The 15,607-nt window shown below is 70.8% G+C and carries 15 protein-coding genes; 3 read left to right on the top strand and 12 right to left on the bottom strand.

The genetic code is table 11. The features are described 5' to 3' along the window. Positions 1-108 precede the first annotated feature (108 nt). Both JTN19_RS15595 and phaR read right to left on the bottom strand, forming a co-directional pair. Positions 109-1,164 (bottom strand): sulfite oxidase, encoded by a 1,056-nt coding sequence (locus tag JTN19_RS15595; protein WP_206934489.1) that lies wholly within the window; start codon positions 1,162-1,164, stop codon positions 109-111. A 101-nt stretch (positions 1,165-1,265) separates the two neighbouring features. Beyond that, positions 1,266-1,805: a polyhydroxyalkanoate synthesis repressor PhaR gene (gene phaR, locus JTN19_RS15590; RefSeq protein WP_206934487.1), complete on the bottom strand. Its 540-nt coding sequence runs from the start codon at positions 1,803-1,805 to the stop codon at positions 1,266-1,268. Positions 1,806-2,095: 290 nt separating this feature from the next. Here phaR and JTN19_RS15585 point away from each other — a divergent pair, with 290 nt between their 5' ends. Continuing rightward, on the top strand, positions 2,096-3,352 hold the full coding sequence (locus tag JTN19_RS15585) for an alpha/beta fold hydrolase (protein ID WP_340643341.1): 1,257 nt from the start codon (positions 2,096-2,098) through the stop codon (positions 3,350-3,352). Position 3,353: 1 nt separating this feature from the next. On the opposite strand, the gene JTN19_RS15580 is transcribed toward JTN19_RS15585, so the two are convergent. Next, positions 3,354-3,938 carry a hypothetical protein gene (locus JTN19_RS15580; protein WP_206934485.1) on the bottom strand — a complete coding sequence of 195 codons (585 nt, stop codon included), beginning with the start codon at positions 3,936-3,938 and terminating at the stop codon, positions 3,354-3,356. A gap of 244 nt (positions 3,939-4,182) precedes the next feature. Here JTN19_RS15580 and JTN19_RS15575 point away from each other — a divergent pair, with 244 nt between their 5' ends. After that, positions 4,183-5,358, top strand: coding sequence for an acetyl-CoA C-acetyltransferase (locus JTN19_RS15575; RefSeq protein WP_206934483.1), 1,176 nt, complete (start codon positions 4,183-4,185; stop codon positions 5,356-5,358). A 150-nt stretch (positions 5,359-5,508) separates the two neighbouring features. Here JTN19_RS15575 and JTN19_RS15570 read toward each other — a convergent pair whose 3' ends face one another. The 7 genes from JTN19_RS15570 to proB form a co-directional block, all read right to left on the bottom strand. After that, positions 5,509-7,269, bottom strand: coding sequence for an NAD(P)-binding domain-containing protein (locus tag JTN19_RS15570; RefSeq protein WP_206934481.1), 1,761 nt, complete (start codon positions 7,267-7,269; stop codon positions 5,509-5,511). 60 nt (positions 7,270-7,329) lie between these two features. Then, entirely contained in the window at positions 7,330-7,725 is a 396-nt protein-coding gene (locus tag JTN19_RS15565) for an ATP-binding protein (RefSeq protein ID WP_206934480.1), read from the bottom strand. Beyond that, positions 7,722-8,060: an anti-sigma factor antagonist gene (locus JTN19_RS15560; RefSeq protein ID WP_206934478.1), complete on the bottom strand. Its 339-nt coding sequence runs from the start codon at positions 8,058-8,060 to the stop codon at positions 7,722-7,724. Before JTN19_RS15560 ends, JTN19_RS15565 begins: the two co-directional genes overlap by 4 nt. Positions 8,061-8,124: 64 nt before the next feature. Continuing rightward, the gene (locus tag JTN19_RS15555; protein WP_206934476.1) at positions 8,125-10,167 is read right to left on the bottom strand and encodes a TRAP transporter fused permease subunit; all 2,043 of its coding nucleotides are present in this window, start codon (positions 10,165-10,167) and stop codon (positions 8,125-8,127) included. Between the two features lie 73 nt (positions 10,168-10,240). Further along, positions 10,241-11,266 (bottom strand): TAXI family TRAP transporter solute-binding subunit, encoded by a 1,026-nt coding sequence (locus tag JTN19_RS15550; protein ID WP_206934474.1) that lies wholly within the window; start codon positions 11,264-11,266, stop codon positions 10,241-10,243. A gap of 71 nt (positions 11,267-11,337) precedes the next feature. Continuing rightward, positions 11,338-12,129, bottom strand: coding sequence for an undecaprenyl-diphosphate phosphatase (locus JTN19_RS15545; RefSeq protein ID WP_206934472.1), 792 nt, complete (start codon positions 12,127-12,129; stop codon positions 11,338-11,340). A 7-nt stretch (positions 12,130-12,136) separates the two neighbouring features. Continuing rightward, entirely contained in the window at positions 12,137-13,300 is a 1,164-nt protein-coding gene (proB, locus tag JTN19_RS15540; RefSeq protein ID WP_206934469.1) for a glutamate 5-kinase, read from the bottom strand. Between the two features lie 82 nt (positions 13,301-13,382). On the opposite strand from proB, the gene JTN19_RS15535 reads away from it, so the two are divergent. Continuing rightward, positions 13,383-14,051 carry a YjbF family lipoprotein gene (locus JTN19_RS15535; protein ID WP_206934467.1) on the top strand — a complete coding sequence of 223 codons (669 nt, stop codon included), beginning with the start codon at positions 13,383-13,385 and terminating at the stop codon, positions 14,049-14,051. 133 nt (positions 14,052-14,184) lie between these two features. On the opposite strand, the gene JTN19_RS15530 is transcribed toward JTN19_RS15535, so the two are convergent. Together JTN19_RS15530 and JTN19_RS15525 are read right to left on the bottom strand one after the other, a co-directional pair. Beyond that, complete coding sequence (locus JTN19_RS15530) at positions 14,185-15,429, bottom strand: MFS transporter (protein WP_242531179.1); 1,245 nt, start codon at positions 15,427-15,429, stop codon at positions 14,185-14,187. After that, complete coding sequence (locus tag JTN19_RS15525) at positions 15,426-15,575, bottom strand: hypothetical protein (protein WP_206934581.1); 150 nt, start codon at positions 15,573-15,575, stop codon at positions 15,426-15,428. The genes JTN19_RS15530 and JTN19_RS15525 overlap by 4 nt, the downstream gene beginning before the upstream one ends. Positions 15,576-15,607 lie beyond the last annotated feature (32 nt).

The raw sequence follows: 15,607 nt of genomic DNA, 5'->3' as shown, positions 1-15,607 counted from the left end.
CCTTCCGCCCGCCGAGCCTTTCCTGGCGCAGCGGGCTTTCAGCCCGCCGAGCCTTTCCTGGCGCAGCGGGCTTTCAGCCCGCCGAGCCTTTCCTGGCGCAGCGGGCTTTCAGCCCGCCACGACTCCCCCCACCCGCTGAACGGCGTTGTTGAGGTAGCCGCGCGGGTTCCAGGGCGGGTCCATGGGCTGGGTCTTGCCGGCCATGTCGGTGGCGCGCGCCATCAGCGTCACGGGGCCCGGGGGCACGGCCAGTTCCGCAGTGAAGCGCCGCCAGGCCCATTGCGAGGCCCCCGCCTCCAGCCGCGCATGGTGCCAGGTGGCGCCGCCATCGGCCGAGACCTCCACCTTCGCCACCGGCACATGCCCGCTCCAGGCGAAGCCGCGCACCGCCACGGGGCCGGGGGTGGAAAAACCCTCCGGCGGCGCGGTGATCAGGCTCTTCACCGGCATGTCGGTGATGACGTCGAACTCCGTGCCCGCCGGGTCCTCGTTGGGGCGGCGCGGGCGGCGCGGCATGCGGTAATCGAGGCCCGTCATCTTCGCGCCGTCATGCTCGCGGTCCAGCACCAGGATCTCGCGCAGCCATTTCTGCCAGGCCGAGCCGGGGAAGCCGGGCGCCACGATCCGCAGCGGCGCGCCGTGCAGCGCGGTCAGCGGCGCGCCGTTCATCCCGAAGGCGATCAGCGTCTCGGGTGAGAGCGCCTTGGCGATGGGCAGCCCGCGCGAGAGCGCCTCCACCCCCGGCTTGCCGATGACATGGTCCGGGCTGCGGAAGCCCACATAGACGGCGCGGGGGGAGACGCCGGCGGCCTCCAGCACATCCGCGAGGCGCACGCCGGTCCAGCGCGCGCAGCCCACGGCCCCCGCGCCCCAGGCCAGCCCGTCCACGGCCGGCGTGATGGCGCTGCGGTTGTTGCCCGCGCATTCCATGACGGAAACGACCTCGACCGTGGGGAAGCGGGCGCGCAACGCCTCGGGGGTGAGGGTGAGTTCGCGCTCGACCAGCCCGGTGACGGACAGGGTCCAGCCCGGCTCCATCTCAGGGACGGTGCCGTTGTTGCGGGTGAAAAAGACATGGGTGGGGGTGATGGGCGCGTCGAGCGCGGAGACGGGCGGCTCGATGTTCAGGGGTTCGGCCACCGTGGGGGTCAGGCTGTCAGGCATGGAACTCTCCCTGTGTTCTTGGTGAGGGAGAGGTTAACAAACGCGGCGGGCGAGAGTCCAGATAATTCCTATTGAGTTAATGGGCATTCAGCCGGTGGCCATCAGACCTTCGCGCGCAGCCGGTTCAGCTCCTCCTTCAGCTTCGCGTTCTCGGCCTTGAGCGCCTCGACCTCGCCGCGGGCCGGGAAGGGGCTGAACAGGCTCATCGCGCGCTCCATCATGGCGATGTTGCGGCTGCTGATCTCTTCGAGCGTGAAGGGGCGGAAGGCCTCCTGCACGCCGCGGCGCATCTCCTCCTGCTGGCGGGCGAAGCCCTGCATGGTCATTTCCAGGTAGCGCGGCACCACGCCCTGCAGGCTGTCGCCATAGAAGCCGATGAGCTGGCGCAGGAAGCTCTCGGGCAGGAGATGGCTGCCCTTCGCCTCCTCCTCCACGATGATCTGCGTCAGCACGCCGCGGGTGATGTCGTCGCCCGACTTCGCGTCATAGACCACGAAGTCCCGCCCCTGCCGGATCATCTGCGCCAAGTCATCCAGCGTGACGTAGCTGCTGCTTTCGGTGTTGTAGAGCCGCCGGTTCGCATACTTCTTCACCACCACCGGGGGTTTGGACGGCTTGCTGGCGGCGCTGTCGTCGGACATGTGACGTTCCCCGTTCGGGCTTTGTTGCGGCCGCAACTCTAGCACGCGCCGCCCGGGATGCGATAAGTCTCTGCCGCCCCTGGCTTGTGCGCCGGCCGAAGCAGCAAAGGCATGGATGGAGCCGCCCGACCCACTCGACAAGCTTGCCGCCGACTGGATCACGCTCTGGGAGAGCGAGGTGACGGCGCTCGCCCAGGACCAGGAGATCGCCGAGGCCTGGGCCGCCGGCGTGGCGCTGATGGCCGCCTTCTGGCGGGCGCAGGCGGCCGCCGCCGCGGCCTGGCCCCCGCGTGAGCGCGACACCCCCCCCGCTCGGCCCGAAGCGGCGCGGCCCGCGCCCCCTGCCGCTGCACCTGCTGCTGAGCCAGGCGCGGGGGCTGAGCGCGCTGATGATGCCGCCGCCCTCCGCGCACGCCTCGATGAGCTGGAACGCCGCCTGGCCTCGGTCGAAGGCGGGAAGGGCGGAGGCGGCGCGGATCGGCCGCGCGCTCGACGCGCTGCACCAAGGCGGAAACCCTCTCGCGGCTGAGCAGTTCCGCGCCGCCGTGCTGCGGCGCCTGTGGCGGGCCGATGCGGCACTGCTGAAGGGGCTGGCGGCCTATCGCCGCCACCCGCACCAGCGCGCTCTGGAAGAGCCGCCCGTGATCTGGCGCGAGGGCGCGGCCCGGCTGCTGGATTATGGCGGCCCAGGGGGGCGGGGTGGGCCGCCGGTGCTGTTCGTGCCCTCGCTGGTGAACCGCGCCTATGTGCTGGACCTGGACGAGGGCGCCTCCTTCCTGCGCTTCCTCCGCGCCCAGGGTGTGCGGCCGCTGCTGCTGGACTGGGGCTGGCCCGGCGCGCTGGAACGCCGCTTCACCCTGACGGACCACATCGCCGGCCGGCTGGAACGCGCGCTGCTGGCGGCGCCCGAGGGCGTGGTGCTGGCCGGCTACTGCATGGGCGGGCTGCTGGCGTTGGCCGCGGCCCTGCGCCAGCCCGCGCGCGTCCGGGCGCTGGCGCTGCTGGCCACCCCCTGGGATTTCCACGTGGACCCGGGGGCCGCGCGGCTGGCCAGGCTGCTGCCGGGGCTGGAACCCGTCATGGAGGCCACCGGCACGGTGCCCGTGGACGCGCTGCAGGCCATGTTCGCCCTGCTCGACCCCTACAGCATCGCGGAGAAGTTCCGCGCCTTCGGGCGCCTGGACCCCGCCGGCCCCCGCGCCCGCCGCTTCGTGGCGCTGGAGGACTGGCTGAATGACGGTGTGCCGCTGGCCGCGCCGGTGGCGCGCGAGACCATCGGCGGCTGGTATGGCGCGAACACCCCCATGCGCGGCGAATGGGCGGTGGCGGGGCTGCCGGTGGAACCCCAGGCCTGGCGCAAGCCCGCCTTCCTGGCCATCCCCGCGCGGGACCGCATCGTGCCGCCGGCCTCGGCCGGGGCACTGGCCGCCGCCATGCCCGGTGCGATGGTGCACGAGGCCGCGGCCGGGCATATCGGCATGGTGGCCGGGCAGGGGGCCGAGGCGGCGCTGTGGCGGCCTTTCCTCGACTGGCTGCGCGGGGCCTGACTCAGGCCGCCGTGGCGCGGGACCGCTGCACGCGGTAGGGCGAGGGGTCCGGGATGCGCACGCCATCCGGGTTGGCCGCGCTGTATTCGAAGACCGGCCCTTCCCAGGCGCCGAAATCGATCGGGCCGTCATTGTGGCGATAATACTGCGTGTCCCGCGCCGCGATGACCCGCGCGCCGGTCGTCAGGGCCAGGTAGCCGCAGAAGCGCCGCCCATCGCCCCAGGTGCCGGCATTCTCGCGATAGGTGTCGGCCGGCGCGCAGGCGAAGAGGACGATCTCGTCCACCAGCCCGTTCCAGGCGCGGGCCAGCGTGTAGTTGAAGAGGTTCAGCCCCTCCATGCCGAGCTGCAACCCGAAGCCGCCATGGGCGGTGGGGGTGCAGATCTGTCCGCCGATGCTCCAATTCGCCTCGAAGCCATGGCAGAGGATATGCAGCTTCGCGAGCCGCCGCGACTGCCGGGCCCGCCGCGCGGTGGTCTCGACGATGGTCCGGATGGGGGAGTTGGCGGTGACCTGGCAGACATAGTTGTACCAGGCGGGTGTGGAGCCGATCAGGCGGCGGTCATGGATCACCATCGAGGCCATGACGGAGCCCCCTGCAGGTGGATTGTTGCGGATGCAGCCTAGGCCCTTCCGGGGCGGCCATTCCAGCATTTTCCGCTTGCGAGGGGGGCGGCGGGCAGCCCGCGGTCGAGCGAGGCGCGGCAGGCCAGTCAGCCGCGCAGGAAGACGGGCCAGGGCGGGACGGCGTCTCGGACGTTTTCGCCGCCCGACCGTTGCACCGCATCGGGCGAAGCGCGACATTGCGGGCAACCGAGGAGACACCCCCATGACCGGTATCGTCATCGCTTCCGCCGCGCGCACCCCTGTCGGCGCCTTCAACGGCACCCTCGCGGGGCTGGCCGCGCATGACCTGGGCAAGGTCGCCATCGAGGCCGCGCTGTCCCGCGCCGGCATCAAGGGCGAGGATGTGGACGAGGTGATCCTCGGCCAGATCCTCTCGGCCGGGGCGGGGCAGAACCCGGCGCGCCAGGCCGCGGTGAACGCCGGCATTCCGGTCGAGCGCACCGCCTTCGGCATCAACCAGCTCTGCGGCTCCGGCCTGCGCGCGGTCGCCTTGGCCGCGCAGCAGATCGCGACGGGCGATGCCACCATCGTCGTCGCCGGCGGGCAGGAGAGCATGTCCCAGGCGCCGCACGCGGCCAACATGCGCGGCGGCACCAAGATGGGCAGCCTGGAGCTGGTGGACACCATGCTCAAGGACGGGCTGTGGGATGCCTTCCACGGCTACCACATGGGCAACACCGCCGAGAACGTGGCGCAGAAGTTCCAGCTGACGCGGCAGGAGCAGGACGAATTCGCCTACAACAGCCAGCGCAAGGCGGGCGAGGCGATGAAGGCCGGCCGCTTCAAGGACGAGATCGCGCCCGTCACCGTCAAGACCCGCAAGGGCGAGGTGGTGGTCAGCGAGGACGAATACCCCAAGCCCGACACCACGCTGGAGGTGCTGGGCAAGCTGCGCGCCGCCTTCGCCAAGGATGGCACGGTGACCGCCGGCAATGCCTCCGGCATCAATGACGGCGCGGCCGCGCTGGTGGTGATGAGCGCCGAGGAGGCGAAGAAGCGCGGCATCACGCCCATGGCGCGCATCGTCTCCTGGGCCACCGCCGGCGTGGACCCGTCCATCATGGGCACGGGGCCCATCCCGGCCTCGCGCAAGGCCTTGCAGAAGGCGGGCTGGACGGTGGCGGACCTGGACCTGATCGAGGCCAATGAGGCCTTCGCGGCGCAGGCCTGCGCGGTGAACAAGGATCTGGGCTGGGACACGTCCAAGGTGAACGTGAATGGCGGGGCGATCGCGCTGGGGCACCCGATCGGCGCGAGCGGTGCGCGCGTGCTGACCACGCTGCTGTTCGAGATGCAGCGGCGGGACGCGAAGAAGGGCCTGGCCACGCTGTGCATCGGCGGCGGCATGGGCGTGGCGATGTGTTTGGAGCGCGACTGAGCGCTTGAGGTGGGGCGGCCTGGGTGGGGCCGCCTTACTATCTTACCATCTTACTATCTTACCGCGCCGGGTGTTCCGCCCCGCGCGGGAGGGTGGCTCCAGGCGCTTCTGATGGCAGGAAGCGCCTGAAAAGTCCAGAAAATCCGGGGCCTATACCAGCCCCAGCTCCTGCGCCTTGATCTGCAAGGCGATGTAGCGCGAATACATCCGCACCTGCGAGAAGGCGCCCCCCGTGAACCACAGCCCCTGCTGGGGCGTGCGGTGCCACATGTTCGCCAACTCCTGCCGCGCCATGTCGAAGCCCCAGACCTGGCCCACGCGTTGCGCCACCTCCGGCCCGAAGAAGGCGTTCACCATGTGCTCATGCCCCTTGTAGCCGGTGGCGAGCACGATCAGTTCCGCGGGGCGCCGCGTGCCATCCTTCATCACCACGCCATCCGCCGCGAAGTGCTGGATGTCGTGATACTGGATCAGCCCCACCTCGCCCCGGATCAGCAATTCGGAGGCGCCCACGTTGAAGTAGTAGCCGCCGCCGCGCGTGCGGTATTTCAGCGGCCAGCCCGTGTCGTCCTCGCCGAAATCGAGGCGGAAGCCCACGCGCTCCAGCCCTAACAGCAGCTCCGCATCCAGCTCGCGTGATTTCGCGGTCAGGATCTGGTGCGCCCGCTTCATCACCGGCAGCGGGAAGGAGGTGTTGATGAGGTCCCGGTCCTCCCGCGCCGGGCCGGGCCCGTAGTAGATGCCGTCATAGAGCTGGGCGGCGGGTTCCACATTGGTCACAAGCGTCGGGCTGCGCTGCACCATCGTGACGTGGGCGCCATTGCCGTGCAGGTCCTGCGTGATGTCATGCGCGCTGGTGCCGGTGCCGAAGACCATCACGGGCCTTCCCTCCCACTCCGCGCCATCCTTGAACTGGCTGGAATGCAGCACCTGGCCCTGGAAGTTCGACAGGGTCGGGATGTCCGGCAGCTTGGGCACGCTGGAGACGCTAGTGGCCATGATGATGTGGCGCGGGCGCATGACGCGCGTGCTGCCATCCTCCAGCTTCAGCGTGGCGTTCCAGCATTGCGCGGCTTCGTCGAATGTGGCGCCCTCGAAGCTGGTGCGGGTCCAGAAGTCGAGTTCCAGCGCCTCGACATAGAATTCCAGCCAGTTCGCGATCTTGTCCTTCGGAATGTAGGTGGGCCAGGTGTCCGGGAAGGGCAGGTAGGGCATGTGGTTGCTGCCCAGCGAGTTGTGCAGCTTCAGCCCGTGGTAGCGCAGGCGCCAATTGTCGCCGATGCGCGCCATGCGGTCCACGACCAGCGCCTCCACCCCCAGCGCCTTCAGGCTGGCTGCGGCGCCGAGGCCCGCATGGCCGCCGCCCACGATCAGCACGGCCGGGTCGCGGTCCTTGTAGAGCCGCGCCTCCAGCCGCTTGTCGAGCCAGTTGGGGCCGCGGAAGTCGCGTTCGAAGGCGGGCTCCTCGCGGGAGAGGCGCACGCTCTCCTCGTCATGGCCGCGCAGGCTGTGCAGGGCCGTCATCAGCGTCCAGGCGGCCGGCGGGGTGGCGAAGCCGTCGGCGGCCTTGATGCGGAGCACGCCGGCGCCCTCGCCCACATCGGTCTCGAAGCGGAGGATGGCCTCGATGCAGGCCTCGCCCGCGCGTTCGACGCGCCGCGGGGGGCAGCGGCCCTCGGCGATGGCGAAGCCCCGCGCGCCGGCCTTGCGCAGCGCGGGGGCGAGAGCCGCCAGCGCGGCGTCGCGCCCGCTATGGGTGACGAAGCCCCAGGTGAGCGCCAGCAGGTCGCGCCAATGGCCGTCCTCGCGGAAGAGGGGCGTGAGGGCCGCTTCGTCGCCCAGCGCGGCGTTGAAATGGCGCAGCCAGGTTTCCACCACCTGGGCGGGCGCAAGCTGGGTGTCCGCGTTCATCGCGTGCCTCTCGTGGATGTTTCCTCGAGGGCAGGTTAGGCGCCTCCGCCGCCGGCGCAATCACCCGAAGGTGAGTTCCAGCCGGTTGCGGCCACCCTCGCGCGCATGGGCCATGGTGGTGGCGAAGCGGCGCACCAGCAGCAGCCCGCGCCCGCCGATCTCGAGGCCGTCGAAATCCGTGGGCGGCGGGGGCGGGGGGGCGCTGGTCGGGTCGAAGGGCGGGCCGGTGTCGGTGAAGACCATCACCTGCCGGGTGGCGTCGCCCTCCAGCGTGACCGTGACCTCGGCCGGCGCCGCGTGCATCGCGATATTCGCAAAAATTTCCTCCGCGCAGAGGTGCAGCGCATGGGCGCGCGCGGGGGGCAGGTTCCAGGCCGTCACGGCGCCCTCGACCCAGGCGGCGAGCTCGGCCGCGCGGGCCAGCTCCGCCGGCAGGGTGAGGGTGAGGGGATTCAAGCCTGGACGCGGGATTCCGCCTCGGACAGTTCCGCCACCATGGGCAGCAGGCCATCGAGGCCGGAGGTGGTGATGACCTCGGCCACCACGGGCCGGGGGCGCCACAGCACCAGGCGCCCGCCCTTGGAGTTGGCGCCGCGCGCGGCGATGACCAGCAGCCGCAGGCCCATGGAAGCCATGAACTCCACGCCCTGCATGTCCACCACCACGGATCTGTGGCCGGCGGCCAGCGCGGTGAAGCGCAGTTCGATCGCGCTGGCGCCCGCGATGTCCAGGCGCCCGTTCAGCGCGATGCACAGCGCCCCGGAGGGCAGGGTTTCGAAGGCAAGGTCCACGGAAACAGCCTCTTCTCAAGCTGGCGTTGCTGTAGCCTTGCCTTCGCGCGGGTGTAAGTGACGGTTACGTGACGGCGGGCCTGGGTGCCTCCCGCCGCGATTTCAGGAAGTTCACCAGCAGCACGGGGGCGGCCAGCGCGGCCCCCACGATGGCGAGCGGCCCGTTGGGCGCGATCATCAGCAGCGCGCCCAGGATGAGAAGGAGCTGCGAGAGCAGGCCCATATGGGTGAAGGCATAGCCCGTCAGCCCGATGCCGATGAACAGCACGCCCATGGCGCAGGTCAGCGTCACCAGCAGGAAGGCGTCCCAGGTGAAGCCGTCGGTGACGATGAGCATGACGGGCGCATAGGCGAAGACGAAGGGCACGGTGGCCTTCGCGATGCCCAGGCGGAAGGCGGTCAGCCCCGTGCGGAAGGGGTTGGCGCCGGCGATGCCCGCCGCCGCATAGGCCGAGACGCAGACCGGCGGCGTGAGGTCCGCCAGGATCCCGAAATACAGCACGAAGAGGTGCGCCGCGATGGGCGGCACGCCGAGCTGCACGATGGAGGGGGCCGCGATCGCCGCCAGGATGATGTAGAGCGCGGTGGTGGGAATGCCCGCGCCCATCAGCACGCAGATGATGGCGATGAAGACCAGCGTCAGGAACAGCGTCAGCCCCTGCAGCGAGACGAAGCCCGCCGGCATCAGGTCCAGCACCGGGGTGAAGAAGGCGGCGGCGGAGGCGGCGGCCTGGGTCACGATGAAGCCCACGCGGAAGCCCGCGCCGGTCAGCGTCACCACGCCCACCACCATGCCGACGGCGGCGGCGGCCGCACCGACGGCCAGCGCGTAGCGCGCGCCGGTGTCGAGAGCGATCCAGAGGTCACGCAGCGTCAGCCGGTTGCGGGGGTTGAGGAAGCCCACCACCACGCAGGCCGTGATGCCCACGAAGGCCGCGAGATAGGGCGTGTAGCCCGCCAGGATGACGTAGACGAGCAGCACGAGGGGAATGACCGTGGGCCAGCCGTCGCGCAGCGTGGGCCAGAGCTTCGGCAGCTCGGACTGCTCGAGCCCGCGCAGGCCCAGGCGCTTCGCCTCGAAATGCACCTGCACGAAGACGCCCCAGAAATGCATGGCGGCCGGGATGGCGGCGGCCAGCAGCAGGGTGGTCAGCGTGATCTCCAGGAACTCGATCATGATGAAGGCGGCCGCGCCCATGATGGGCGGCGTGATCTGCCCGCCCGCGCTGGCCGCCGCTTCCACCGCGCCCGCGAAATGCGGCTTGTAGCCCACGCGCTTCATGGCCGGGATGGTGAGCGAACCGGTCGTGACCGTGTTCGCGATCGAGGAGCCGCTGATGGAGCCGAACATGGCCGACGCCAGCACAGCCACCTTCGCGGGGCCACCGGCGTAGCGCCCGGCGATGATGGTCGCGATGTCGATGAAGAACTGGCCGAGGCCCATGCGCGTCGCGATCACGCCGAACAGCACGAAGTGGAAGACGTAGGTCGCCACCACCTTGGCCGGAATGCCGAAGATGCCTTCCTGCGTGAGATACACATGGTTCACGAAGCCGGCCCAATCCGCGCCCGGATGGGACAGCACGCCCGAAAGCAGGTTGCCCCACAGCGCATAGGCGATGAAGACCAGCACGATGATGGGCAGGATGATGCCCATCGAACGCCGCACCGCCTCCAGCGTCAGCACGATCATGATCGTGCCCATCAGCATGTCCATGTCGTTGGGCATGCCGATGCGGAAGGTCAGCTCGTCGAAGACGACGGGAAGGTAGATGGTGGCGATGATGATGGCGGTGGCCAGCACCCAGTCCAGCACGGGCACGCCGCCCCATTTCGGCCCGAAGGAGAAGATGCGCCCGCCGGGGAACATGATGAAGACCAGCGCGAGCACGGCGGCCAGGTGGATGGCCTTGTGCCAATGCTCGGTCATGATGCCGAAGCCGGCCGTCCAGTAGTGGAACACCGAGAGCGCGACCAGCGCCGCCGAGACGATGGGCGCGGCCAGGCCCGAGAGGTTGCGGAAGCGCAACTCGCTGTCCGTCTGCTTCTCCAGCCTTTCCGCCGCCTCGAGGTCGAGCCTGGTGCTCGATGAACGCTGTTCGCTCACGCTGACTTCCTCACACGAAAACGGCCCCGCGCGGCAATTCGCGCGGGGCCAGCAACCACAGTCTCAGCCGGCCTCAGAGCATCCCGGCTTCACGGTAGAAGCGCTCGGCGCCCGGGTGGAAGGGCACCACGCCGCGGCCTTCCAGGGCGCGCTGGCGGATGATCTCGCGGCCCTTGGCGTGGCCGCGGTCCAGCAGGCCGCGCGTCGTGTCCGACCACAGCGCGCGCGTGATCTCATAGACCACGTTGTCGGGGACGCTGTCGCGCACGATCCAGCAGGCGCCGACGGTCAGCGTCGGCACGTCCTGGGTCACGCCCTGGTAGGCGCCGGCCGGGATCACGCCCGTGGAGTAGAAGGGGGCGCGCTCGATCACGCGCTGCGCTTCCTGGCCCGCGATGGGCAGGATGCGGCAGCCGGTGCGGCCGCAGAACTCGGTGAAGGCGGCGGCCGGGTAGCCCACCACGGTGAAGGTGGCGTCCAGCCCGCGGTCCTGCATGCGCTCGGTGCCCTGGGCCTGGTTCAGGAACTCGGCGGTGAATTCGCGACCGGCGCGCAGGCCGTTCGCTTCCAGGATCATCTCGCTGCCCACGCGCGCGCCCGAGGCCTGCAGGCCGATGGCGATGCGGCGGCCGCGCAGGTCGGAGAAGGCGCGGATGTCGCTGTCCGCGCGCACCACGGCGTGGATGTGCTCGGGGAAGAGGTGGCCCAGGAAGCGCAGCCGCTGCAGCTGCGGGCGCCCCTCGAACAGGCCCGTGCCGGTGTAGGACCAGTGCAGCACGTCCGACTGCACGAAGCCGCTCTCGGCATTGCCGGACTGGATCAGGTTCACGTTCTGCACGCTGCCCTGGGTGGCCTGGGCCACGGCCACCATGCCCGGCACACCATCGGTCGCGCCGGCCACGTTGCAGGCCGAGCCCGGCGGGCAGGAGATGGCGTTCGCGATGATGCCGCCGATGGGGTAGTAGGTGCCGCCGGCCGAACCCGTGCCGATGCGGAAGAAGGACGGCGTCTGCGCCGCGGCCTCGCGCCCGATCAGCGCGGGCGCGGCCAGGGCCACGCCGGCCATCAGGCTGCGGCGGTGGAAGGTGTTGCTTGCCATGTCTCTCGTCTCCTTGAACCGGATGGGCGCAGCCTAGACCCGCCGTCCCGTTTGGCCAACGCGCCTGATGCTCAACCCAGGGTCAGGGCCAGCAGGATCAGCGTGCCCAGGCCGATGCGATACCAGCCGAAGGGCGTGAAGCCGATGCGCGCGATGAAGGCCAGCAGGAGCTTGACCGTGAACAGCGCCACCACGAAGGCCACCACGGTCCCCACCGCGATCTGCGCGAGGCCGTCCGTCGTCAGTTCGCTCCGCACCTTGTAGAGCGAATAGACGCTGGCCGCGATCATGGTGGGAATGGCCAGGATGAAGCTGAACTCGGCGGCCGTCTTGCGGTCCACGCCGCAGAGCAGCGCTGTGATGATGGTCGCACCCGAGCGCGAGGTGCCCGGGATCATCGCCAGCGCCTGGCCGAAGCCGATCAGCACCGCCGCGATGGGGTTGATCTGCTCCACCGCATGGATGGTGGGCTCGGGCCGCCGGCGCTCGATCACGATGATGGCGATGCCGCCCAGGATCAGCGCGCAGGCCACCACGAAGGGGTTGAACAGCAGCCCCGTGATGGTGCTGTGGAAGAAGGCGCCGATGAAGGCGGCCGGCAGGAAGGCCAGGGCCACATTCATGGCGAAAAAGTATTCCGGCGTGCCGCGCTTCCAGAAGCCCTGCGCCACCTCCCACAGCCGCCGCCAGAAGATGGTGATGACGGCCGCGATGGCGCCGATCTGGATCGTGATCTCGAAGACCTTGCCGGGCGGGCCCTCGAAGCCGATCAGCTCGCCCAGCAGGATCAGGTGGCCCGTGGAGGAAATGGGCAGGAATTCGGTGAGGCCTTCGACCACACCCATCAGGAAGGCTTCGAACATAAAGGGGCTATTCCTCCAGGAGAACGAGGTCGTCGCGGTGGATGATCTCGTCACGACCGCGCCAGCCCAGGATGGCCTCGATCTCGGCGCTTCTATGGCCGGCGATGCGGCGGGCATCGGCGGCGTCATAGGCGGACAGCCCGCGCGCCCATTCGCGGCCCGCGGCGTCGCGCACGGAAAGCGGGTCGCCGCGCAGGAACTCGCCGCGCACCTCGCGCACGCCGGCCGGCAGCAGGGAGGAGCCGCGGCGCAAGGCGCCCACCGCGCCCTCATCCACCACCAGCGTGCCCAGCGGCGCCAGGCTGCCCGCGATCCAGCGCTTGCGGGCGGTGCGGGCCTCGGGGGGCGCCAGGAACCAGGTGCAGCGGGCGCCTTGCTCCAGCGCGCGCAGCGGGTGCATGGCCTCGCCCTTCGCGATGGCCATCGCGCAGCCGGCTCCGGTGGCGATGCGCGCCGCGATCAGCTTGGTGCGCATCCCGCCGGAGGAATAGCCGGGCGGCGGCTCGCCCCCCATGGCCATGATGTCATCCGTGATGCGCTCCACCACGGGCAGGTGGGTGGCCGTGGGGTCGCGGCGCGGGTCGGCGGTGTAGAGGCCGTCAATGTCGCTGAACAGCACGAGTGCGTCGGCCTGCACCATCTCGGCCACGCGGGCGGCCAGGCGGTCATTGTCGCCGAAGCGGATTTCGGCGGTGGCGACGGTGTCGTTCTCGTTGATGACGGGCACGCAGCCCAGTTCCAGCAGCGTGCCCAGCGTGGCGCGCGCGTTGAGATAACGGCGGCGGTCCTCGCTGTCCTCCAGCGTCAGCAGCAGCTGCGCGGCGCGCAGCCCCTGGGCGGCCAGGGCCGTGTCCCAGGCGCCGGCCAGGCGGATCTGCCCCACGGCGGCGGCGGCCTGCTTCTGCTCCAGCCGCAAGGTCCGGCCCGTCAGGCCCAGGGTGCGGCGGGCCAGCGCCACTGCGCCGGAGGAGACGACGATCACCTCGCGCCCCTGCGCGCGCAGGGCGGCGATGTCCTCCGCCACGGAGGCGAGCCAGGCGGCGCGTGGCTCGGCGCGCGCGGCCTCCACCAGCAGGGCGGAGCCGATCTTGATGACGATGCGCCTGGCCTGGGCCCAAGGGGTGGGTCCAGGGGCGGGGCAGGGGCCGGAACAGGGCGCGGCGGCGGACATGGGCGCGGTCTGTGCGGGTTTTGGCGCGGCACCGCAAGTCACCCCTCCCCAGCCGGGGGGGCGTGTGGTTAACCTCGTGTTCATGCGCCGTGCCGCGATTCCCGGGCTTCTCCTGCTTCTCGCGGCCTGTGGCAGCGATGGCGGGGCCTCGGGCATGGCGCGGGCCGTGATGGGCGGGCTGGGCCTGCCGGCCCCGCGCGACGCCACCCCGCCCGAACCCGACCGCCTGGCCATCGCGGAGGCCGAGAGCGCGGAGGTGGACGCCGCCGCCCCGCAGCTTCGCCTGGGGCTGGGGCCGCGCACCGCGACCGCGGTGCTGATCCAGCAGCAGGGCAACCGGCGGCTGTGGCGCGCCCCGGGGGGCGTGGTGGTGGCGACCGATGGGCCGCGCGTGGTGGCGACCTCCGGCCTGCCCACGCTGATCACCGCCACGCGTTTCGACGGGCCGGACCCGCTGGACAACCCGGTGGACCTGCTGGGCCAGAGCGCCGAGGCGCGGCGGCTGGTGGACCTTTCGGGCGCGGGGCGGGACCCGGCCTCGATGCGCTTCGGCCTGGCCTTCGACTGCCGTCTGCGCGCCGCCCGCACGGAGGAGGAAGGCGTGGTGCTGGTGGAGGAACGCTGCCGCGTGCCCGGCCTCTCGCCCGTGGTGAATTCCTTCTGGGCGGATGAGGCGTCCGGCCGCGTCACCCATGCGGAGCAATGGGTGGGGACGGGGCTGCCCAGGATGGTGCTTGTCTTCCCGAACTGACGTTGGGGGGAAGTTGGGCGGGCTGTTCCGCCAGCGATTCACGCCTCCGGTCCTATGGCCCTTCGGCGATCGCGGGCTTTCGCCCCGCCGGCGATTCACGCCTCCGGGTCTTCGGCCCTTCGGCGATCGCAGGCTATTCCGCCGGCGCCGCCACCGTGCGCGGGGCGGGGTCCTCGGCCTTTTCCCAGAGTTCCGGGTGCAGTTCCTCCGGGCTGTTGGGGAACCACAGCGCGCAGCCCAGCGTGACCGTGGCGGCCCCCGCCAGCGCCACCATGGCGGCGGCCAGGTTGCCCGTGCTGGCGTGCAGGAAGCCCACCAGTGGCGCGGCGCAGGCGGCACCCAGGAAGCCCACGGTGAAGCGCAGCGAATAGAGCTTGGCGCGCAGTTTGGGCGCCACGTAGCGCGCGGTGATGGTCTCGTTCACCGTCACCTGGCCGAAGATGGCCGCCGCCATCAGCCCCGCCAGCGGCAGCACGATCCAGCCATCCAGGAAGGACAGCGCCAGCATCCCCGGCACCAGCACGATGGCGAGCGGCATGAAGACCGATTTCAGCGTCATGCGGTCAATCATGTGGCCCACGGTGAACTGCGCGAGGCCGCCGCACAGCGTCGCCAGGAAGGCCAGCATGCCCACCACCGGCAGCAGGTCCGGCGAGGAGGCGAGGCGTTCCTCCATCAGCTTCGGGATCAGCATGGTGTAGGCGTTGAAGACCAGGCCCGAGACGACCGCGATCAGCATCAGGGAAATGACCGCGCGGCGGACGATGGCGCGCGGGATGCGCGGGAAGGGCCGGGTCTGCACGCCCGCGCGGCGCGCGTCATAGGCGGGCTCGCGCAGATAGGCCAGGCCGATCACCATGCAGGCCAGCCCCGGCAGCACGAAGGCCCAGCGCCAGCCGAGCTGCGCGGCGAGGAAGGCCGTGACCACCGGGGCCAGCGCCACGCCCAGGTTGCCGAAGACGCCGTTGATGCCCATGGCGCGGCCCACGCGGTTGCCGCCGGCCTCGCTGATGATGGCGGTGCCGATGGGGTGGTAGATGGCCGAGAAGGCGCCCATGACCGCCAGCGCCACGGCCAGCCCCAGCGGCCCGGAGGTGAAGCCCGCCGCCGCCATGGCGGCGCCCGAGCCCAGGAAGAAGGCCGCCATCATGGCCTTGCGCCCGAAGCGCGCGGCGAGCCAGCCCATGGGCAGCGCGCCCAGCCCATAGACCACGAACATGGCGGTGCCGAGCGCGATGATGGGCCCGTATTCCGTGCCGAAGGGCGCCCCCGGCTCCTGCACCATGGCCAGCACGGCGGTGGCCAGCACCAGCAGCCCGTAATGGGTGAAGGTGTGCGCGGCGTTGATGAAGCAGATCTGGCGGGTGGTGCTGGTCATCGCCGCGCCCTCCCCGCGCCGAGGCCAGGGTTGGCCCCCACCCATCGCAGCACGCTGCGATGGGACCCGGTGTGGCGGCTGGCCTTGGCGCGGTCGGCAAAGCTTGCGGCGTTGATGCAGCAGATCTGGCGGGTGGTGCTGGTCATGGGAAAGACGCTAGCCTGTCCTTCCTTCAACG

Source organism: Roseococcus thiosulfatophilus (assembly GCF_017311575.1).
GTDB classification, from domain to species: domain Bacteria; phylum Pseudomonadota; class Alphaproteobacteria; order Acetobacterales; family Acetobacteraceae; genus Roseococcus; species Roseococcus thiosulfatophilus.
Note: the sequence above shows the minus strand (reverse complement) of the source record. Positions and strands in the feature narration are given on the sequence as shown.